At 50.0% G+C, this 20,132-nt stretch carries 18 protein-coding genes and 1 other annotated feature; of the genes, 14 read left to right on the forward strand and 4 right to left on the reverse strand.

Features of this window, described 5'->3' with window-relative positions:
* Positions 1 to 74: 74 nt before the first annotated feature.
* The 14 genes from LCF57_RS26165 (at position 75) to LCF57_RS26230 (ending at position 14,651) form a co-directional block, all read left to right on the forward strand.
* Complete coding sequence (locus tag LCF57_RS26165) at positions 75 to 1,070, forward strand: amidase domain-containing protein (protein WP_226003272.1); 996 nt, start codon at positions 75 to 77, stop codon at positions 1,068 to 1,070.
* Between the two features lie 72 nt (positions 1,071 to 1,142).
* Positions 1,143 to 2,231: a D-alanine--D-alanine ligase gene (locus LCF57_RS26170; RefSeq protein ID WP_226003273.1), complete on the forward strand. Its 1,089-nt coding sequence runs from the start codon at positions 1,143 to 1,145 to the stop codon at positions 2,229 to 2,231.
* Positions 2,232 to 2,295: 64 nt separating this feature from the next.
* Positions 2,296 to 2,619 carry a hypothetical protein gene (locus LCF57_RS26175; RefSeq protein ID WP_226003274.1) on the forward strand — a complete coding sequence of 108 codons (324 nt, stop codon included), beginning with the start codon at positions 2,296 to 2,298 and terminating at the stop codon, positions 2,617 to 2,619.
* Positions 2,620 to 2,760: 141 nt separating this feature from the next.
* Positions 2,761 to 3,762 carry a UV DNA damage repair endonuclease UvsE gene (gene uvsE, locus LCF57_RS26180; protein ID WP_226003275.1) on the forward strand — a complete coding sequence of 334 codons (1,002 nt, stop codon included), beginning with the start codon at positions 2,761 to 2,763 and terminating at the stop codon, positions 3,760 to 3,762.
* 174 nt (positions 3,763 to 3,936) lie between these two features.
* On the forward strand, positions 3,937 to 4,803 hold the full coding sequence (locus tag LCF57_RS26185) for an inositol monophosphatase family protein (RefSeq protein WP_226003276.1): 867 nt from the start codon (positions 3,937 to 3,939) through the stop codon (positions 4,801 to 4,803).
* Between the two features lie 37 nt (positions 4,804 to 4,840).
* Entirely contained in the window at positions 4,841 to 5,083 is a 243-nt protein-coding gene (locus LCF57_RS26190; protein ID WP_226003277.1) for a hypothetical protein, read from the forward strand.
* Positions 5,084 to 5,159: 76 nt separating this feature from the next.
* Entirely contained in the window at positions 5,160 to 6,938 is a 1,779-nt protein-coding gene (locus tag LCF57_RS26195; protein ID WP_226003278.1) for a histidine kinase, read from the forward strand.
* Entirely contained in the window at positions 6,916 to 8,475 is a 1,560-nt protein-coding gene (locus LCF57_RS26200) for a response regulator (RefSeq protein ID WP_226003279.1), read from the forward strand. The genes LCF57_RS26195 and LCF57_RS26200 overlap by 23 nt, the downstream gene beginning before the upstream one ends.
* A 173-nt stretch (positions 8,476 to 8,648) precedes the next feature.
* Positions 8,649 to 9,941, forward strand: coding sequence for an ABC transporter substrate-binding protein (locus LCF57_RS26205; RefSeq protein ID WP_226003280.1), 1,293 nt, complete (start codon positions 8,649 to 8,651; stop codon positions 9,939 to 9,941).
* Between the two features lie 225 nt (positions 9,942 to 10,166).
* Positions 10,167 to 11,075, forward strand: coding sequence for a carbohydrate ABC transporter permease (locus LCF57_RS26210; protein WP_226003281.1), 909 nt, complete (start codon positions 10,167 to 10,169; stop codon positions 11,073 to 11,075).
* Between the two features lie 5 nt (positions 11,076 to 11,080).
* Positions 11,081 to 11,920, forward strand: coding sequence for a carbohydrate ABC transporter permease (locus LCF57_RS26215; protein ID WP_226003282.1), 840 nt, complete (start codon positions 11,081 to 11,083; stop codon positions 11,918 to 11,920).
* A gap of 63 nt (positions 11,921 to 11,983) precedes the next feature.
* Positions 11,984 to 13,096, forward strand: coding sequence for a rhamnogalacturonan acetylesterase (locus LCF57_RS26220; protein WP_226003283.1), 1,113 nt, complete (start codon positions 11,984 to 11,986; stop codon positions 13,094 to 13,096).
* A 71-nt stretch (positions 13,097 to 13,167) separates the two neighbouring features.
* The gene (locus tag LCF57_RS26225; protein ID WP_226003306.1) at positions 13,168 to 14,202 is read left to right on the forward strand and encodes a glycoside hydrolase family 88 protein; all 1,035 of its coding nucleotides are present in this window, start codon (positions 13,168 to 13,170) and stop codon (positions 14,200 to 14,202) included.
* 47 nt (positions 14,203 to 14,249) lie between these two features.
* On the forward strand, positions 14,250 to 14,651 hold the full coding sequence (locus LCF57_RS26230; RefSeq protein WP_226003284.1) for a sensory rhodopsin transducer: 402 nt from the start codon (positions 14,250 to 14,252) through the stop codon (positions 14,649 to 14,651).
* A gap of 170 nt (positions 14,652 to 14,821) precedes the next feature.
* Here LCF57_RS26230 and trpS read toward each other — a convergent pair whose 3' ends face one another.
* From trpS to LCF57_RS26250, 4 genes are all read right to left on the reverse strand, one after another.
* Complete coding sequence (gene trpS / locus LCF57_RS26235; RefSeq protein ID WP_226003285.1) at positions 14,822 to 15,817, reverse strand: tryptophan--tRNA ligase; 996 nt, start codon at positions 15,815 to 15,817, stop codon at positions 14,822 to 14,824.
* Positions 15,818 to 16,058: 241 nt separating this feature from the next.
* Positions 16,059 to 16,368, reverse strand: a binding site (T-box leader).
* Between the two features lie 55 nt (positions 16,369 to 16,423).
* A complete protein-coding gene (locus LCF57_RS26240; RefSeq protein WP_226003286.1) occupies positions 16,424 to 17,371 on the reverse strand; it encodes a DMT family transporter in 948 nt (315 codons plus the stop codon).
* 209 nt (positions 17,372 to 17,580) lie between these two features.
* The gene (locus tag LCF57_RS26245) at positions 17,581 to 18,897 is read right to left on the reverse strand and encodes a glutamate-1-semialdehyde 2,1-aminomutase (RefSeq protein WP_226003307.1); all 1,317 of its coding nucleotides are present in this window, start codon (positions 18,895 to 18,897) and stop codon (positions 17,581 to 17,583) included.
* Between the two features lie 83 nt (positions 18,898 to 18,980).
* Positions 18,981 to 20,102, reverse strand: a complete 1,122-nt coding sequence (locus tag LCF57_RS26250) for an LCP family protein (RefSeq protein WP_226003287.1) — start codon at positions 20,100 to 20,102, stop codon at positions 18,981 to 18,983.
* Positions 20,103 to 20,132 lie beyond the last annotated feature (30 nt).

The following is a 20,132-nucleotide window of genomic DNA, read 5'->3' on the forward strand; positions in this document are numbered from 1 at the left end:
GAAAGAAAGGAAGTTATACATCATCCCGGCTAATTGCAAAAGAAGGGTAGCGGGACGAATATGGAGGGATAGGGATGGGGGAGCGGGAATGGAAGCAGGCTCTTTTTGCATACGTGAATCAGTATAATCGCAGTGAGGTGAACGGGGTACCGCAGCCGGATGAATATCTGGAGGTGGATCAGCGGATGGAACGAGCAGCGCGTGCGGCCAGATTGGAACAGTGGTATAACGAACGGGATGCTGTACCCCTGCGCAGCGAGACACGCGCCAAGCCGTTGCGGATTGTGCAGGATACTCCAGATGAGGCCGTAATAGACGTACAACTGCATGTCCGGCTCTTTTATGAGAAGGGCGGGATGAACCACCGGGAGGATCGCATTGAACGGGAGCGATTGACGTTCACGCGCGAGGGAGAGGCCTGGCAGGTGACGAGAATCGAGCGCGATCCGGCAGAAAGGAAGCCTGCGGGGGGAGAGGTTCCTTTTGAAGAGGCGTCGTTTAACCAAGGAGGGAATCTGCCGCTGCTGAATCGCGGTGTGCTGGGTTTTGGCTCATCGGCACGCCCCAGCCGATATCGCCGCGAAGAAGCGGCGGCCTATGCAGATCAATGGTGGGATAGCTTCAACCCGGAGTTTGAAGGTTTTGATGTGGATTGCACCAATTATATCTCGCAATGCCTCTTTGCAGGGGGCGCACCGATCCACTATACTGGTAAAAGAGAATCGGGCTGGTGGTACAAAGGACGGGTCGGTGGACGTGAGTTGTGGAGCTACAGTTGGGCGGTTTCCAACAGTCTGGAGCGGTATTTGGGCTCCAGTTCGTGGGGCTTAACTGCTGAACAGGTGAGCCGTCCGGAGCAGCTTATGCTGGGGGACGTCATTTTTTACGATTGGGATGGTGACGGAACCTTTCAACACAGCACGGTGGTAACGGCCTTTGATGCGGGCGGCATGCCGCTTGTCAATGCACATACGGTAAGCTCCAGACATCGTTATTGGGACTACAAAAATTCGTATGCGTGGACAGATAACACGGTATATCGCTTTTATCATATCGCCGACTATTTTTAAAAGAGATGATGAATAACAGGTACAGTGATGCAAATCAGGCACAATGACGAAAGCAGGAAAGCGGAGGATAGCATGGCAAAACAAAAATTAACCGTAGGGCTGGTGTACGGTGGCAAATCAGGTGAACATGAGGTTTCGCTGCAAACGGCGTATGCGGTTATGAACGCGTTTAATTATGAGAAATACGAGATTATTCCTTTTTATATTACAAAGGCTGGAGATTGGCGCAGAGGGCCGCTGCTTAGCGCACCTTTGGCTTCATTAGAGCAATTGAAGCTGGAACGTGTTGAGGGGGGTACTAAAGCGGCATTAGATACATTGTTCGGCAAGCTGTACGGAGAGCAGACGCTGGATGTGCTGTTTCCGTTGCTGCACGGCACCTTTGGCGAGGATGGAACGATTCAGGGCCTGTTCGAAATGGCGGATATGCCTTATGTCGGTGCAGGAGTGCTGGCTTCCGCCGCAGGGATGGACAAAGGCGTCATGAAGAAGCTGTTTGAGCATGCAGGTTTGCCGCAAGTGAAATACTGTTATTTTAATAGTACACAGTGGGCACAAACCAGTCATGATCTGGTGCGCAGCATTGAAACTGAGCTCGGTTATCCGTGCTTTGTCAAACCGGCGAATCTGGGGTCAAGTGTCGGTATTTCCAAAGCCAATAACCGGGAAGAGCTGGAGAAATCTGTAGAACTGGCTTTGCAATTTGATCTGAAGGTGATTGTGGAGGAGTACGTGGATGCCCGTGAGATTGAGGTCAGCGTGCTTGGCAACGACGAGCCGATTGCTTCCGTACCGGGTGAAATTGTATCGTCCAGCGATTACTATGATTATGCTGCCAAATATACAGACGGCCAATCGGAAATGCTCATTCCGGCACCGTTGGATGAGGAAGTGGCAGATCGTATTCGTGAGGCCGCATTACAAGCATTCCGCGCTCTGGAAGGCTGCGGGATTTCCCGTGCTGATTTCTTCGTCAGACGCTCGGATGGACATATTTTGATCAATGAAGTGAACACCATGCCGGGCTTTACACCGTTCAGCATGTATCCATTGTTGTGGCGAGAAACCGGAGTATCCTATCAGAGTCTGCTGGACCGCATGATTGCACTCGCACTGGAGCGTTACGAACGCAGGTCGGCACTTCACTACGAGAACTCATAAAACGAACCAAGGGGAGCTGAGCACTCTCCTTTTTATTCATATGTAAGGAAAGGTGGGGCTAAACATGGGCTTTCAAACTGAATTTAACTCGGTGTGTAAATTCAAGAGCGAACAGGAGTTGTATGAACTGCTGGAATATGGACGCGGCAAAATGGTTAAATCCGGTCTACGTGTGTTCCCGACAGGCCAGAAGGTCATCGCTTACAGTGTGGACAACGTGGCAGTAGCCATCGTACAGATTGTGGGCTGTATCGCCGAAATCAATTTTCAGGGCGAGGAAGTGACCGAGGTTGAAATGATCCTCATTCGCAAGCTGAATGAAGAGGAATCGAGAATTCAGACCGCCTTGGCGGATGAAATGTTTTTTGGAGCGCAGCAGCAATCCTAAAGCTGTGTTCTTCTTGCATATGTGTACCCAACACCGAATCAGCAGGTGCTTTTCCGGGTATGATCAGTAGAAAAAGGCTTTAGGCGTCTAATCAAAAACGGCCTTGCCTGTACTGCGATCTGCTGAAAGGAAGGACACCCTATGATAGTAAGGTTCGGCTATGTGGCCATGTCGGTCACCGTGCAAAATGCATCACCCTCTAAAACCATGACGCTGGCCAGCTTTAACAAGATTGGAGACCGGGAGGCCGCGATCCGTAAGCTGGAGCGGATTGCAGCCGAAAATCTTCATAATACCTTGAGGCTGCTGCGTCATAACCGGGCGAATGATGTTGAGGTCTATCGGTTCTCATCCAAGCTGATTCCGCTGGCAACCCATCAGGATTTGCGGGATTGGGACTCATTTCAGGCGCTTGCACCTGATTTTGCAGAGGTGGGGAACTATGTCAAGGCGAATGGAATGAGAGTGTCATTTCACCCGGATCATTTTACGGTGCTGAGTACCCCTCGTCCCGAAGTGCTGCAAAGCTCGATTAACGACCTTCAGTATCATAAAGCAATGCTGGAGGCGATGGGACTCGGTGCAGATGCCAAGAACAACATTCATATCGGTGGGGCATACGGAGATAAGGTGACCTCGGGTCAGCGTTTTGTAGAGCAGGTCGGTGCGTTGGAGGTTTCGTTAAAAGAACGGTTGACACTGGAAAATGATGATAAGACTTTCAATGCTGTTGAAACGCTGGAAGCCTGCAAGTTGACAGGGCTGCCGATGGTTCTCGACATTCATCATCAATGGGTGAATAACGAGGGCGAGAAGCCGTGGGAGCTATGGCCCGACATTTTGTCTACCTGGAAAGGGGGATGGGCCCAAGCGGGGTCTTCTCCTGATCACCCATTGCCGCCCAAAGTCCATGCATCCAGTCCCAAAAGCGAAAAAGATCCCCGAAGTCATGCGGACGGTGTTGAGGTCGAGCCGTTGCTTACCTTTTTGCGCAATATTGCCGGATATACGGATCGGATAGACGTCATGCTTGAAGCCAAGCGTAAGGATGAAGCGTTGTTTGGATTGATGGATCAATTGCGCCTTCAGGAGGGTGACGGGGTTAAAGTGCTGAATGGAGCATCCGTGGAAATTACGCCTTAATGAGTAGGATTATGCGGATAATCTTCCCAAATAGAGAAACTTTATGAAATATATTGTGTATACTAGAATGTGTAAACTAGCAAGGTAGTATTTTAACAGAGATGGTTAAGAGACTGTGCTGTATGGCAGCTTCGCAAACCACGTAACAATGATATAGAAAGTAGAGTGAACACGTTGAACGAACATGAAAACGAAAAGGTTCCCTATATCGTATCAGGAAAAAGCTATACCGCCGTCGCTATTAACGCGGCATCCAAAGCAGGGGAATGGATTAAGAGCAGACTGGGAACGGTTGAACAATTGAACACCAAGCAATCTCCTGTGGATCTGGTGACTGAGGTGGATAAAGGTGCGGAGCAGATGATCCGCAGGCTGATTCTTACCCATTTTCCCGATCATGCCATTTTGGGTGAAGAGGGCGTGGAGCCGGGAGCCGAAGCTTCGGCCCGCGCATTAGAGGCTGCCCGCGAAGAGGAATATTTATGGATTATTGATCCGGTAGACGGCACCACTAATTTTGTGCACAGTCTGCCATTCTACAGCGTGTCTATTGCCTTGGCCCACCGTGGAGAGGTGATTGTCGGCGTCATTTATGATCCGTCCCGTGATGAAATGTTCGTGGCGGAAAAAGGAAAGGGCGCCTATGTACATGGCAATCGGATGCAGGCATCGAGAGAGGAAACACTGGGAGATAGTCTGGTGTGCATCGGCTTCCCACCGGATCGTGCGTTTGCACAACCGCTGAATATGAAAATCGCGCAGGTTCTTACGCCGCAGGTACGAGGGATTCGGGCGCTCGGCTCGGCAGCTCTGCATCTGGCTTATGTGGCGTCGGGACGGCTGTCAGCCTATTGCGAAATCGGTTTGAATTCCTGGGATGTGGCAGCGGGGGCTTTGCTGGTACAGGAATCGGGCGGAACGATCACAGATACGCTGGGCAGACCTTATGATTTGAGCGTGCGACATATTGCAGCTACGAATACAGCTATTCATTCCCAACTTATTCAAGTGTTGAAAGAAGCAGATGCAACCGGGTTATAATACACCTATATCGCTTATCGCTGAAGGAGGAAGGATGATGGGCCAATCCGAAGATTTGGAGCGCGAGCTTAGTGAATTGCTGACAGAAGGCGAAATTCGTGAGAATGAGGCCAAAAAACGGGAGCGGCTCAGTCCTAAATATGAGGTGCGGATTCAAACGCATATCGATCCCATTGTCGAGGAGACCCGCAAATACCGCAGTATGGCGCGGGAACTGGACGACCGATACGACGAATATATGAGCAAGGCGAACCAATCGGAGCCCTCCGACCGACGCTAAGCACACACAAATACCTCTTGCCGAATGACTCAGGCATGGGGTATTTTGTATGTTATAAAGGAGGCGACATACACGGATGGCCTATTTTAAGAGCGCTTACAAAAATGCTGGAATCCATCATAAAATGATTCTGTTAATTATAGTGCTCATGTTGGTCAATTTTGCGGTTTTTGCAGTTATTCTAAAATACGTATTTCATATTTATGATAATCAAATGTACAAAAAAACATCCGAAGTATTGAATATTTCTTCGATTGGCATTGAAAATGAACTCAGGGATGTTGAAAAGACCACTTTTAAAGTAACAACAGATGAGCAGCTTCAACGTTATTTGCTACAATTGGAAAAAGAAACCTCGCCTTATACCAAAATGGTGCTGCGCAAAAAAATAACGAATAGGCTTGTCGTCTTCGCAGGCTCTGAAACCTATATCTATTCTATGATGGTGATTGACAAAGAGGGGCAGGTCATGAGCGCAGGCAACCGTGAAGGCATTCCCCCAGAGCTTCGATCCACCCTGTCTGAGCTGGCAGTCGAATATGACGGTTCCAACGCATGGTATGCGGCAGGTCACTCCTCCTTGCTGGCAGCACGGCAGTTCAAATCCTTTACGGATACCAATTTTACGTTAAATGGACTCGGAACGCTTGCGATTCGTGTGCGGATTGACCGGATTGTAGCGGATCGTGTGCAGACCTCCGGCCGTGACGGAGAGCTGATGATTACAGATGGCAAGCAGATGATTTATCCCGAAACACCGCTTTTGAGTCAAAGCGATATGAAGGCCGAGCTTGCGCGGAAGCAGCCTTACGGAATTGCAACCTACACAGGCGGGACCTTTTTCGCAGCCCAAATCAAATCCTCTTATACGGGCTGGACGTATTTGCATATGACCCCCTTTGATGATATGTTTCGCAGTATTACCATAATCAAAGAAATTGTAAGCGCAATTTTTGTAATTATACTGCTTATTGCACTGGCACTGGGAACCCGGTTGTCTGGCAGCATTACCAGACCAATCGTTCAATTAATTCAGAATATGCGTAAAATTGAAAAAGGCGATCTTGACCGTCTGGAAGAGGAAGCACTCGGTGCGGTTCCCCTTTCCACACATGATGAGGTTGGCCTGTTGCATCGAACGTATAAAAAGATGATCCGCCGCATTCGTGAGCTCATTAATGAGAATGTTGCCAAGCAGCTACTGCTACGGGAAACGGAGCTCAAGGCGCTTCAAGCGCAGATTAATCCGCATTTTCTATACAATACATTAGAGTCTGTGAACTGGCTCGCCAAGGCCAATAAGCAGGATCGTATCTCAGAAATGGTGGAGGCGCTTGCCTTTCTGCTGCGCAGTGCGGTCAGCTTTGAAGAGCAGCTCATTCCACTTCGGAAAGAGCTGGATATTGTGAGGAGCTACGTCACGATCCAAAAAACGCGCTTCGATGAGCGTCTTGTCTTCCATCTGGATGTGCCAGAGGAGCTGATGGATGCGCAAATACCGAAGCTGACACTTCAACCCTTGGTGGAGAATGCAATCCATTATGCGCTGGAGCCACAAATTGAGCCGTGTCGGATCTCTATTGTTGCCAGGGTGAAGGAAGGTGCACTTTTTCTGCGAGTGGAGGATGACGGACTGGGAATGACACAGGATTTTCTGGAAAAGCTGCGAAGCGGGCAGGTCACGACCCGTGGACAAGGCATCGGCCTTACCAACATTCAGGAGCGGATTAACCTGACATTCGGTACCCCATGGGGGATAGAGCTGCACAGCGAGTCAGGAACAGGAACGTCGATTCATGTCTGTATTCCATATGTGAAAGGGGAACAGGGTCATGTACAAGGTGCTACTGGTTGATGATGAGCGTATGATTTTGGAAGGCATATCACAGGTTGTGGATTGGAGCAAAGCAGGGACGCAATTGGTGGGGACGGCACGCAATGGGATTGAGGCTTATGATCAGATTCAGGCCAGTCCGCCTGATTTTGTGATCAGCGACATCTCTATGCCTGGATTGGATGGCATCGGACTGGTTGCCAAAACGACGGAGCATTTTCCGGATGTTCGTTTCATTCTGTTGTCCGGCTATAAGGATTTTGACTATGCTTGTCGAGCCATGCAATACGGGGTAAAGCACTATTTATTGAAGCCCTGCAATGAGCGGCAAATTCATGAGGCGCTGACCGAGCTGGGTCAGGAACGGGAGGAGCAGGAGGAACGAAAGCAGTTTGTGAACCGGATGAAGCTTGATTTTCAGCGCATGCTGCCTCATGTCAAGGAGCACTTTTTAAAGGAGTTTATTTCCTATAAAACTTACGGAAGCCGTGATATCGCTTTTTATGAGCGTTTATTCGGTCTGGAGCTGCAAGATAAGCAGGTTCGAATGCTGCTGCTGCGGGTGGAGGAATCGCATGAGCCGGAGCATCTGTTTGCGCTGCAAAATATTGCAGCGGATGTAATGGATCATGTCCTGCTCAGTACGACCATGCAAGGGCAACTGCTTATCGTACTGGAAAGCGGGGACGATACGTCCAGGTTTATGGAGCAGCTTGATGCGGTGCGTGCGACGTTTCGCCGTTTTTACAAGCTGGAGGTAACGGTCGCGGTTAGCGAGTCGGATAGTATGCAGCATTCGCGGGGGATGTACCGGGAGACATTGCATTGTATGAATCACCGTTTTTACACCGGAGAGGGCAGTCTGATTACGAAGGAAGATTTGGCGACCGAAGACCCGCGGGAGACGGCAGACTTGGAGCTGGACGAGGAAAAGATTGGTCTGCTGATCAAGGCCGGAAATACGGAGGAGGTTGCACAGGAAGTGGATCGATTATTCGGCATCCTGTCCCGTATGAAGCTGGAAATTTCCGTGACCCGTTCCTATGTGCTTCAGCTGTATGCCGCTATGATCCGTATATGTCCTGAAGAGGAGCGTTCCGAGTTTACGAGTCGAATGGCCGTGCTGGCAGAGCAAAAAACGCTTGCTTGTCTCAAATCATTTGTGCAGGAGGCCGCCGGACGAATGACCGCAATCTACTATAAAAACAATGTGAGCCGCCAATCCTCCACCGTTGATAAAATGATCACCATTATTGAACAAAACTATCAAAAATCCGATTTGTCACTGAACGGAGTGGCCGGGCAAATGCTATACATGAATTCCGATTACCTGGGAAAAATTTTCAAAAAGGTAACGGGTGAAAACTTTTCGCATTACGTTAATCGTTATCGAATCGAACGTGCGGCTGAGCATATTCGGGAGACGGGAGATGTAAAGGTGTTTGAGCTGGCGGAATGGTTCGGTTTCGGCGGGAACGCCCAATATTTTAGCCAGGTATTCAAAAAATGGGTGGGTATGACGCCATCCGAGTACATCAAGTCACACGAACGGGGATGAGTGCTGAAGCCCCTCTGTTTTTTAAACCTTGAAATCTGATTTGTGTATTCCAATGCTTCTCTGCTTTTGGGAAAATAACAAACAGGAGCAAATGTAAACGCTATCAAATTGGCGTAAATACTTGTCACTTGTAACATGGCTCCTTTCTAGAACAGCGAAAAGGGGAGAGATATGTGGGCAAAAAGGGATGGTTTCTGATCATGGCTATGCTGCTCGTGTTGACGACGGCATGTAGCGGAGCGGACAGCGGCGGCAATTCGGGTGCAAGTGCAGACGGGAAGGTAAAGTTGCGGATCGCTTGGTGGGGATCGGATACGCGTCATGAATACACGCAGAAGGTTATTGATTTGTATAAGCAAAAAAATCCGAATGTGACGATTGATGTGGAATATGCTTCTTTTGATGACTACTGGAAAAAGCTCGCCCCGCAGGCGGCGGCAAACCAGCTGCCGGATATCGTGCAGATGGACATTTCATACATTAGCCAATATGCGAAGAACGGCCAACTGGAGGATATGGCGCCTTACTTGAATCAGAAAATTCAGGTCGCTGACGTAAATGAAAATGTACTCAAAACCGGGATCATCGCCGGAAAACAATACGGTATTCCAACAGGTGTCAATGTGCTGGGCTTCCAGTATGACCCGGCCTTGCTGAAAAAAGCGGGCATAGACAAAATTCCTGACAACTGGACATGGGATCAATACAAAGAGCTGGCTTTGAAGGCAGGCTCCAATAAAGTTTACTTTGACAGCTCCATGGCTGCCGATATTTTCTTCCACTACTATTTGCGGACACATGGAAAGTCTCTCTACAATGCGGAAGGAACAGGATTGGGGTATGACGACGATAAGCTGTTTGTTGATTTCTTCAGCGGATTGGCTGAGCTGATTAAGAAGGGAGCGACCCCGCCTCCTGAAATTATGAACCAAACCAAGGGGATTCTTGAGGAATCTGATCTCGTAAAAGGAACAGGCATCGGCATTTGGCAGTGGTCCAATCAGTATGTGGGCTTACAGCAGGTCGTTAACCGCCCGATGGCGCTGGCTCCGATGTTTGGACCGAATATGGAAAAAGGCATATACATGCAGCCTACGATGTACTGGGCAGTCGCTTCCCGTTCACAGGTGAAGGACGAAGCGGCTAAGTTTATTGATTTCTGGATGAACGATGTAGAAGCGAATAAATTGATTAAAGGCGAGCGGGGCGTACCGATTTCCGCCAAAATCAAGGAAGCTGTGGCACCGGAGTTGAGTGAGCCTACGAAGCAGGTATTTGATTTTGTGGCTTCCATGGAGCTAAAGGCTTCTCCAATGAGCCCACCGCCGCCAGTTGGATCACCGGAAGTGATTGCCACCCTGACCGATTACATTGAGCAGGTCAATTTCGGGCAAATGACGGCAGAGGATGCAGCGGTTAAATTCCGGGCAGATGCGAATACCATTCTAGCGAATAACAAGCAATAAGTAATGCAATGGATTCCTTAGGCGGGTGACACCGTTTTGACAAGGGACGAAGGCCAGTTTCGTTAGGCTAACCGTGCGTAGGTGTAGCATGATTGCGTACGGTTAACCGACGAACCAAACCGCAGCAGCAGCTTCTACATGCATCTTAATAAAATGCGTGTAACAATGATTTATCGATATAATAAAATTTGGCTAATCAACAAAATCCGACAGAAGGGAGGCTTGATGAGCTTGCGAAATCATCAGAGCTTGAGAGCTAATATGACCGGATATGCGTTTATCAGCCCGTTTATTGTGGGCTTTCTGGCGTTTACATTAATTCCGATGTTTATTTCGCTGTATCTGTCCTTTACAACCTACAATCTGTTCACCCCGCCCAAATGGATTGGTCTGGGGAACTTCGAGAAAATGTTCACAGGCGACCCGAAATACTGGAATTCGATCCGAGTCACGTTTACGTATGTATTGGTTGGTGTACCACTGCGACTGATTTTCGCACTATTTGTAGCTATGATTTTGAATACCAAATCGCGTATGGTCGGCACCTATCGGACGATGTACTATCTCCCATCCATTATCGGGGGGAGCGTCGCGGTGTCCATCATGTGGCGCAACATTTTCAGCAATGAAGGCATTGTAAACAGCTTGCTTTTGGCTTTGGGGGCAACCCCGGTGAAATGGTTTGGTGATCCGAATGCTTCGCTTGCGATGCTGATCACCTTGTCCGTATGGCAATTCGGCTCCTCCATGCTTATTTTTCTGGCTGGCTTGAAGAATATTTCGGTTGAAATGTACGAGGCGTCCAGTGTGGACGGCGCTTCGCCAGTGCGAAAATTTTTCAGTATTACACTGCCTCTGCTCAGTCCGATTATTTTATTTAACCTGATTATGCAGACGATCAGCGCCTTTATGACCTTTGTTCCGGCCTACGTTATTTCCAAGGGTGAGGGCGGTCCGATGGATGGAACGATGCTGCATTCGCTGTATTTATTCCGGCAGGCGTTTATGTTCAGCAATATGGGATATGCGGCAGCTATGGCCTGGGTCATGCTCATTATGATCGCGATACTGACAGCAATTTTATTTTTCACCTCCAAATTTTGGGTATTCTATGAAACGGAAAAGGGGCGCTGATACCGATGGCATGGAAAACGTTCAAATGGCCGATCTATCACATTCTGGTTGCTGCGCTGGCGCTCCTGATGCTGTATCCCGTATTTTGGATGCTGTTCAGTTCGTTCAAGGAGAGTCGGACGATATTCGTCACGGCAGGTTCTCTGTTCCCTACAGAATGGATTTGGCAAAACTACGTGACAGGCTGGAAGGGCACAAGTGGATACAGCTTCGGCACGTACATTTTGAATTCACTCACGATTGTCTTGATTGCAACGATAGGAGCGGTGCTTTCCTCCTCGTTAATTGCATTTGGCTTCGCTCGTATGAAATTCAAGGGGCGCAACTTTTGGTTTGCCCTGATGATGATGACACTTATGCTGCCAGGGGATGTGGTGCTGGTACCGCAATACATTATTTTTACCAAGCTCGGCTGGGTCAATACGATTTTGCCACTGGTCGTGCCATCGTTTTTCGGGATGCCGTTCTTTATCTTCCTGATGGTTCAGTTTATACGAACGATACCGATAGAGCTGGATGAAGCAGCGACGATTGACGGATGCGGCAAATTCCGGCTGTATTTCCGAATTATTTTGCCCTTGCTCAAATCCTCGCTGGCTACGGCGGCCATCTTCTCTTTCTACTGGAAGTGGGAGGACTTGCTCGGTCCGGTGCTGTATCTGAATTCGCCGGAGAAATATACCGTATCTATTGCACTTAAAATGTTCCTCGATAGCGAGTCGGCCTCTAACTGGGGCGGAATGTTCGCAATGTCCATTCTGAGTCTGGTGCCGGTTATCGCTGTATTCTTCGCCTTCCAGAAGCAAATTGTAGAAGGAATGAGCTCAAGTGGCTTGAAGGGGTAAAGCACCAGGCTGTATACCGTTGGGTTTACAGGGGTTGAAGGTGATCGCGGAGAGGTGAGTGGAATGTGGAAGTTTGATTTTGGTCCGGGGGAGCCTGCTGCTGGCTACAAGGGGGTATCCCCGGATTGCTCATATACGGCTGAACGAGGCTACGGCTTCGAAGCTACGGAGCAGGTGTACGGCAGACAAAGGCAAAGCCCGGCGAAGGATACGCTCACACGGCTGCGAAGCAGCTTTTGCATCCCGCTGAACGCTGCTTTTGTCGTGGATATGCCGGACGGGACGTATCTCGTCTATATGCTGCTCGGCGATCCGCTTGCGGAAACGCTGACGCGGATCAAGGCTGGCGAGGGCAAGCATATGCTGCCCCCGGTACACACGCTGCCAGGCCAGCTCGCGGAGGCCTGGTTTGCAGTGCCTGTCCGGGGCGGCCAGCTGCGCCTCGCCGTATCAGGCAACGCACCGCGGCTCAATGCGCTGGAGATTACGCCAGCGCCACAGACCCTCCGGCTATTTCTTGCCGGAGATTCCACCGTTACGGATCAGGGCGCCTCCGGCTATCCGTATACAGGCTGGGGCCAGGCTTTGCCCGCCCTGTTCAAGCATGATGTTTGCGTGGATAATCATGCCGTATCGGGGCGAAGCTCCAAAAGCTTTGTGGATGAAGGACGGCTGAACGTCATTTTGGGCGAAATGAAGGCAGGGGACTTCCTGTTCATCCAATTCGGTCATAATGATCAGAAGCCTGACCCAGAGCGGGCTACAGAGCCTTTTACAACCTATAAGGAGCATCTGCGCCAGTATATCGACGGAGCGAGAAGCAAGGGGGGAACCCCGGTGCTGGTTACGCCTGTACATCGTCGCTATTTCAATGAGGATGGTACGCTGTCCGACACGCATGGTGACTATATAACGGCGGTTCGCGAGCTGGCAGAAGAAGCGGACGTACCGCTGATTGATTTGTCTGCTCGTACGCAGGAATTATATGAAGGGCTGGGTCCCGAACAAAGCAAGGAAATTTTTATGTGGCTGCTGCCCGGTGAATACATGAACTTTTCCGGCGGTCTGGAGGATAATACGCATTTTCATGAGAATGGCGCGGTACGGATTGCAGACATGGTGGCGGCGGCTGTGAAGGAACTGAATTTGCAACCGCTGCGCATGTACTTACGTTGACCGATGACCTTTCTGGAACAGGTGGCAAGGAGGCAATTAACGTGAAAATGACCAAAGGGGGAGACGAGGAAATGCCTGCATTGATTTTTGATGAGGAACAAATTAAACAGGTGATCGACCGGGTAGTGGAGCGCACGTTTCAAATGGACTATAGCTGGGATTGGCCGGGTGGAGTGGCCTTTTACGGGGTATGCGAAGCCTATGAAGCGACAGGGAACGAAACGTATTTGACCAAGCTGAGAGAATGGGTTGACGAAAATATCGAGGATGGACTTCCGCCTCTATCGGTGAACGGCGTATCTGTCGGACACTGCTTGTTGACGCTGCATCAGGCCACAGGGGAGCAAAAATATCTGGATATCGCTATTGAGATGGCGGAATTTCTGGCGAAAAAGGCCGAACGGTTCGCTGACGGCATTTTCCAGCATACAGTGAATTCACTTCATGACGTATTTCCGCAGCAAGCGTGGGTGGATACGATGTTTATGGCAGGCTATTATTTGCTGCGCATGGGTCATTTGCTGGGCAACAAGGAATATTGGGAGGACGGAATTCGGCAATATCACGGGCATGAGGAATTTTTGCAGGACCCGGATACGAATTTGTATTATCACGGCTGGGATCATGCGAACCAAAGCCGCATGTCGGGGATATACTGGGCACGCGGCAACTCATGGGCGGCTCTGACGATGGCCAAGGCGCTGAAATTTGTAGAGGTGCAGCATCCCTCCTACATGATCATCGACGGTTCGCTGCGTGACCAGCTCAGTGCCTTGGTAAGGTTGCAATCTCCGGAAGGACTGTGGCATACGGTGCTGAATGATGATACCTCTTATCTGGAAACGTCCGGTTCCGCAGGGATTGCGACTGCCTTGCTTATGCAGGGTCGACTGTTTAACAAATACACGCAAAAGGCGATCGACGGCATCCTTTCCCGGATTAAGGAGGACGGCACGGTGACGGGTGTATCCGCTGGAACGGCTGTAATGAACGATATTGACGGCTATCGAAACGTACCATACAAACGCATTCAGGGCTGGGGTCAGGGATTGGCGCTCGCTTTCCTGGCTCAATTGCTGCGTACCAAGGAGAACCCTTACGGGTAGAAGATCGTTGCTTGACCAAGTCATTTTGGTAAAAGGAGGCGGTTATCATGGGAGATACTGAAATTCCTCGGCAAAAGGTAGCGATTCAGCCGCGGGGCAGCTTGTTCTGGGTCATCCCTGATGGATATATTCCACCGGAAAGCCGGGGAGAGCTGGTCAGCCATGAGAGCATATGCGTGCTGAACTGTGGGAACGAAGCGGCAAGGCTGAGCATAGACATCTATTTTGAGGATCGGGAGCCGTTGGAGGGGGTGATCGAGATGGTGGAAGGAAGACGAACCCGCCATATCCGAACAGCTTCGCTGGAAAAGTCCGGCGAACGGATTCCAACAGGCATTCCTTATGCGATTACAGTCACCAGCAATGTACCCGTGATTATTCAATACAGCAGGCTGGACACGACACAGCCAGAGCTGGCGTTAATGAGTGTGATGGCATACCCGGTCTAATCCGACGCACTGTAAACTGTTAAAAAGACATCTCCAGGCCGGAATTGCTATCGCCTGGAGATGTCTTTTTTGGAAGGGCAGAAGCATACCGGACAATAGTTCTCACTGCCCTCATCATAATACGTAATACGCATTCGCTCCGCGATACGAAGTAGCTATATCAGCGCATTTTAACGCCCAAAATAGCGAATCCCCATGGCATCACGTACCTCGCTCATCGTCTCCCTCGCTGTAGTCTGGGCCTTCCGTGTGCCCTCGATCAAAATCTCGTCAACATCTCCCATCCGTGCCGCAAAAGCATGACGTCGTTCACGCATGGGCTCCAGCAGCATATTAACAGCGTGAGCCGCCAGCCTTTTGCAATCGGTACAGCCGATGGCTCCTTTGGAGCACTGCTCATGGATATCGGCCATGCCGTCCTGACGGAAATAACGGTGATACTCGTATACGGGACAGATGTCCGGGTGACCTGGATCCTGCTTGCGAATACGCGCAGGATCGGTTTTTGCCCGTGCAAGCTTGGTACTGATCTCCTCGGTAGAGGAATCGAGATACAGCGCGTTGCCCAGACTTTTGCTCATTTTGCTATTGCCGTCCAGCCCGGTTAGCCGTCCACCCTGTAAGATACGTGGCTCGGGCAGAACGGGGCGGTACAGTTCATTGAAGCGGCGAACGATTTTACGCGTCTGCTCTATATGAGGAATCTGATCGTCACCGGCTGGAACTAGGGTTGCCTTGCAGATTGCGATATCGGCGGCCTGACTAACGGGATAACCGAGAAAACCGTAGTACATCTCTTGCCCGCCGCGTTGCCGTGCTTCATTTTTTACCGTCGGGTTATGCCGCAGCGAATTGACCGTCACGAACATGCTAAAATACTGTGCCAGCTCTGCAATTTCCGGAATCATGGACTGGATGAAAAGGGTAGCCTGATTCGGATCGATGCCTGCTGCCAGATAGTCGAGAGCGACTTGACGGACACTCGTGGCCAGCACATCTGGATGGTCAAAATGCGTAGTCAGCGCCTGCACATCTGCCAAAATAATAAAGGTACGGTATTCATGCTGAAGCTCTGTTCTGCTACGAAGACTGCCGATGTAATGGCCGAGATGGAGCTTGCCAGTCGTACGGTCGCCAGTCAGGATAATATCGGGTACAGATTGCATACATATTCCTCCCTAAATTCAATACGTTATAAATTGCTGCCAATATTACACGGTGTACACGCCACCACCAGCCGTCCTCCACGGCCATCACCTCCCATCAAATTCAAATTCAATTTCAAGTCCATCGCAGACGATCTAGCTTCAAAACCAACACAAAAAAGCTCCGTCTTTGGAACATCACAGCCTACGGACAATACCGTTTTGCTGCAATTTCGCAATACACTATACATAGCGATTGCGTTCCAAGGACGAAGCTTGTGCCTCGCGGTGCCACCTGGATTGACCGTTTGCTTCTGACAAACGATCCTCTCACCAGATACGGACGCGTTTCCGATCAGTGCTAACACTGCCTCAACTCATATACCGTCGATATCCTGTCCCTTGATAACGGATGGACTATTCCGCCTAGCCTACTGACCGCTCCACCAGGAAGCAGTGTTCAACGTGGTGCTCCGAAACCCATTTCAACAGAAGTAAAACATCGGCTCCCACCCAACGCCGACTCTCTGAAGCTTCACATTCTGCCTACTTCTTTTCATCATCGCATACAATTTTATACAGTCTACCATTCCTGAAGTGAAATGTATACCTGTTTTCAGTCTACTTTTAACGGTTGCCAGAATTGGTTTGGCTGGGCGTGAAGCGTTTTTGTCCTCCGAAATTAGTGCCCAGCACGCCGGCAATGATTATGATAGCGCCTATAATGTGATAGTAGGCAAGCTGCTCCTTCAAAATATAAGCACCTGCCATCATGGAAATGAGGGTGGATAAATTACCGATAACACTCATTTTCGAGGCTTCGATCCACTTCAAGGCAAAGCTCGATAACAGCGAGGTGACGAGGGTAGACAAAATGCCCAGATAAGCCAGTGCCAGCCAGTAATCAGGCTTTACCAGAGGAGCGATATAAGCGCTCGTGGAACCGTCTATGGCATGAGATCCCAGGGCCACCAAGTTAAAAACGACACATCCCAAAATGGAAGTAACATAGGTCAATTCCATCGGACTGTATTTTTGTGTTAGTGGACGAGCCAGTACATTATAGCCAGCTAGGCAAACGGCAGACAGCACGAGCAAAAGAATGCCGCCAAAGCTATTCGAAGCCAGGGGCGCTCCGCTTTTCATCACAAATATAAAAATTACGCCAAAAACAGAGAGCAGTAAGGATATTTTTTGAACCCCTGTTGTGCGCTCTTTAATGAAATAGGAGGCCAACAGTAGGGTGAAAATGGGAACGGTCGCTTGAATAATTCCACCTTCCGATGAAGAGGTGCTCATCAGCCCGAAAGCTTGCAAGGGGAAATACACTAAAGGTGAAAGCAGCGCCAGTGGTAAAATACGTAGAATGTCACGACGCGTGATACTGATTTTGATCCACCCCAGCAGCACTGGAATGGTCAAAGCGATAAATGACAACGCAAAGCGGTGAGCGATGACATCCAGCGGACTAGCCTCCGTGACGGTCAACTTCACAAATAAAAATGAAAACCCAAGTATAGCTGCGTAAATGAGAGCAGCCAGATAGGCTGCCCCATTTCTTGAACGACTGTGCATAATGAACCTCCGTCATGGATAATTTCAACCTGTGGCCTTCTCAATATACCCGGATGTCATAACCTGAAACAATCCATAAAATCCACAATTGTACGGGTACAGTTTACGTCATAAAAAAAGCCGGAACGCAGTCTCAAAGGTGGGTTTCCCCGTCCTTGAGACGACTTCCGGCTCTTATCGAATCCATATTTTATCGCTTGCTAATCTGCTTATTTACCCTGTGACATCGCACGGAAGGAATCGTCCGCCGCTTCCAGCGTAGCATCCACATCTTCGTCCGTATGCGCTGTTGTAAGGAACCAGGCTTCGAACTTAGATGGTGCCAGATGGACACCGCGATCCAGCATGTGACGGAAGAATGCCGCAAACGCTTCGCTGTCTGTATCCTGCGCCTGAGCGTAATTTGTGATCGGATGATCGCAGAAATGCGTCGAGAACGATCCCCGAATGCGGTTGATCGTCAATGGCACGCCGTAGCGGTCGGCGGAGGACTGAATCCCATCCGTCAGTCTCACGGCCAGACGTTCCATCTCTTCATACACACCTTCCCCTTGAAGGACTTCAAGGCAGGCGATGCCTGACGAGATGGAGGCCGGGTTGCCGGCCATAGTGCCCGCCTGATAAGCCGGGCCGAGTGGGGCAACCTGCTCCATGATCTGCTTGCTGCCGCCATACGCGCCAATCGGCAGACCGCCGCCCATGATTTTGCCCAGCGCGGTCAAATCCGGCTGAATCGCATCATGATTGTCTAGACCTGCATACGTTTGGGTGGAACCGTAGTGGAAGCGGAACGCGGTAATGACCTCGTCATAAATGACGAGCGAGCCGTTCGCTCGCGCCATGGAGCACAGTCCTTCCAGATAGCCGGGCTGTGGCATCACCATGCCGAAATTACCGACAATCGGCTCGACCATGACTGCCGCCACATCGTCGCTCCAACGCTCCAGGGCTTGGCGCAACGCATCGAGATCATTGAAAGGCACGGTAATGACCTCGCTCGCAATGTTGGTCGTAATGCCTGCGCTGTCCGGTATGCCCAGCGTGGATGGTCCGGAGCCTGCGGCTACGAGTACCAGATCGGAGTGACCGTGGTAGCAGCCGGCGAATTTGATGATCTTGTTCCGCCCGGTATAGGCGCGTGCCACACGGATCGTCGTCATGACCGCCTCTGTGCCGGAATTCACAAACCGCACCTTGTCCAGAGAAGGAATAGCTTCCTTCAGCATCTTGGCCAGTTTGATCTCCAATGCTGTGGAGGTTCCATACAAGACCCCGTTCGCCGCAGCTTCGCTAATGGCCTTGGTAATATGGGGATGGGCATGTCCGGTAATAATAGGACCGTATGCCGCCAAATAGTCAATATACCGATTACCATCTTCATCCCAGAAATGAGCGCCTTGGGCGCGTTTCATGAATACTGGAGCACCGCCGCCCACAGCCTTAAAGGAGCGCGAAGGGCTGTTGACGCCTCCGACAATATGCTCCAATGCTTCTTTATATAATGCTTCGGAGTTTTCCCGTTTCATCATCCACAACTTCCTTTCCGTTCATTAAAATAGGGTATACACACGCCAAAGGGCAGCGTTCACGGCTGCCCCTGCATAATCCATTATAGCTCTTTTTGGCCTGTCTTGGTTGTCGATTGCGTCGAAGCATCGTCATTACTGGTTTTGCTGCCTCCTGTAAAAGAAGGCTTATCGGTCTTGGACGATGATGCGCTGTCCGGCTGCTTCGTTTCACTCTGATCTTTGTTTTGCTCCTGTGTCTGCACAGGAGGATTGTTGAATATGTCTTGCACATACTTTTTAAGCTCTTCCGGATCGCGGACCGTAAGCACCTGTGCGCCGCCTACATGTTCTTCTCCGAGGAGCTTCATCGGTGGAACCTGCTCGCTGCCTGCAAACGTGCTTTGGTAGCCGACGTTCGCCAGCTTCCACATATCGTTGACACTCAGATTGGTGTCAATGTAAGGGTTCACTTGCTCCAAAATATTTGGTAGATTGGCAATGGAGGTCGTTGTCTGCATTTTCTGGGCTACCGCCTCTAAAAATGCGCGCTGACGTCCTGACCGGGAGAAGTCGGACATGGCATCGTGGCGGAAGCGTACGTACTGAAGCGCCGTTTTGCCGTCAAGATGCTGCATGCCCTTTTTCAAGTCAATGTCGTATTGATGCTTATCCGCATTGCTTGTATAGTGCATATCCTTCTCTACTTCAAAATCAATGCCGCCCACAGCGTCTACCAGCTTAATAAATCCTTGGAAATCGGTATACACATAATATTGCACCTGAATGCCTAGCAGATCACCAGCCGCCTTCATAGCTGTATTGGGTCCGTGGGTAATGGCGGTATTGATACGATTTTTATCGTAGCCGGGAATATCCACATACGTATCACGCAAAATAGAGAAGAGGTGAATCTTTTTCTTGACGGGATCCAACGATGCCACCATCATACTGTCTGAGCGGGGGACTTCCCCTTTTTGGATACCACGCCCATCGACACCCATCAGCAAAATGTTGACCATGTCCGTTCCTTCCCATTTGGGCGGGTCCGGCGTACGAACCTGATCGACCTGCTGTACATTTTTGAAGGGGGAGTTAGCACCCTCTTTATGCAGATTGTTCAATTGATTATAGATGGATGAAAAATAATACACGGCAAAGCCGACAATTGCGACGATAACCACGGCCAGAACCGACCATATCGTCCTTTTGGTTCTGCTTGTCATGGATGCTCTCCCTTTCGCTTTTCAATTCAT

This window comes from Paenibacillus sp. BJ-4 (assembly GCF_020404765.1).
Taxonomy (GTDB): domain Bacteria; phylum Bacillota; class Bacilli; order Paenibacillales; family Paenibacillaceae; genus Paenibacillus.

Coding starts and splice junctions, on each gene's coding strand:
- LCF57_RS26220 (WP_226003283.1), top strand. CDS start 11,984: ATGTGGAAGTTTGATTTTGGTCCGGGGGAGCCTGCTGCTGGCTACAAG.
- LCF57_RS26170 (WP_226003273.1), top strand. CDS start 1,143: ATGGCAAAACAAAAATTAACCGTAGGGCTGGTGTACGGTGGCAAATCA.
- LCF57_RS26215 (WP_226003282.1), top strand. CDS start 11,081: ATGGCATGGAAAACGTTCAAATGGCCGATCTATCACATTCTGGTTGCT.
- LCF57_RS26230 (WP_226003284.1), top strand. CDS start 14,250: ATGGGAGATACTGAAATTCCTCGGCAAAAGGTAGCGATTCAGCCGCGG.
- LCF57_RS26250 (WP_226003287.1), bottom strand. CDS start 20,102: ATGACAAGCAGAACCAAAAGGACGATATGGTCGGTTCTGGCCGTGGTT.
- LCF57_RS26175 (WP_226003274.1), top strand. CDS start 2,296: ATGGGCTTTCAAACTGAATTTAACTCGGTGTGTAAATTCAAGAGCGAA.
- LCF57_RS26210 (WP_226003281.1), top strand. CDS start 10,167: ATGAGCTTGCGAAATCATCAGAGCTTGAGAGCTAATATGACCGGATAT.
- LCF57_RS26165 (WP_226003272.1), top strand. CDS start 75: ATGGGGGAGCGGGAATGGAAGCAGGCTCTTTTTGCATACGTGAATCAG.
- LCF57_RS26190 (WP_226003277.1), top strand. CDS start 4,841: ATGGGCCAATCCGAAGATTTGGAGCGCGAGCTTAGTGAATTGCTGACA.
- uvsE (WP_226003275.1), top strand. CDS start 2,761: ATGATAGTAAGGTTCGGCTATGTGGCCATGTCGGTCACCGTGCAAAAT.
- LCF57_RS26200 (WP_226003279.1), top strand. CDS start 6,916: ATGTACAAGGTGCTACTGGTTGATGATGAGCGTATGATTTTGGAAGGC.
- trpS (WP_226003285.1), bottom strand. CDS start 15,817: ATGCAATCTGTACCCGATATTATCCTGACTGGCGACCGTACGACTGGC.
- LCF57_RS26240 (WP_226003286.1), bottom strand. CDS start 17,371: ATGCACAGTCGTTCAAGAAATGGGGCAGCCTATCTGGCTGCTCTCATT.
- LCF57_RS26245 (WP_226003307.1), bottom strand. CDS start 18,897: ATGAAACGGGAAAACTCCGAAGCATTATATAAAGAAGCATTGGAGCAT.
- LCF57_RS26225 (WP_226003306.1), top strand. CDS start 13,168: ATGCCTGCATTGATTTTTGATGAGGAACAAATTAAACAGGTGATCGAC.
- LCF57_RS26195 (WP_226003278.1), top strand. CDS start 5,160: ATGGCCTATTTTAAGAGCGCTTACAAAAATGCTGGAATCCATCATAAA.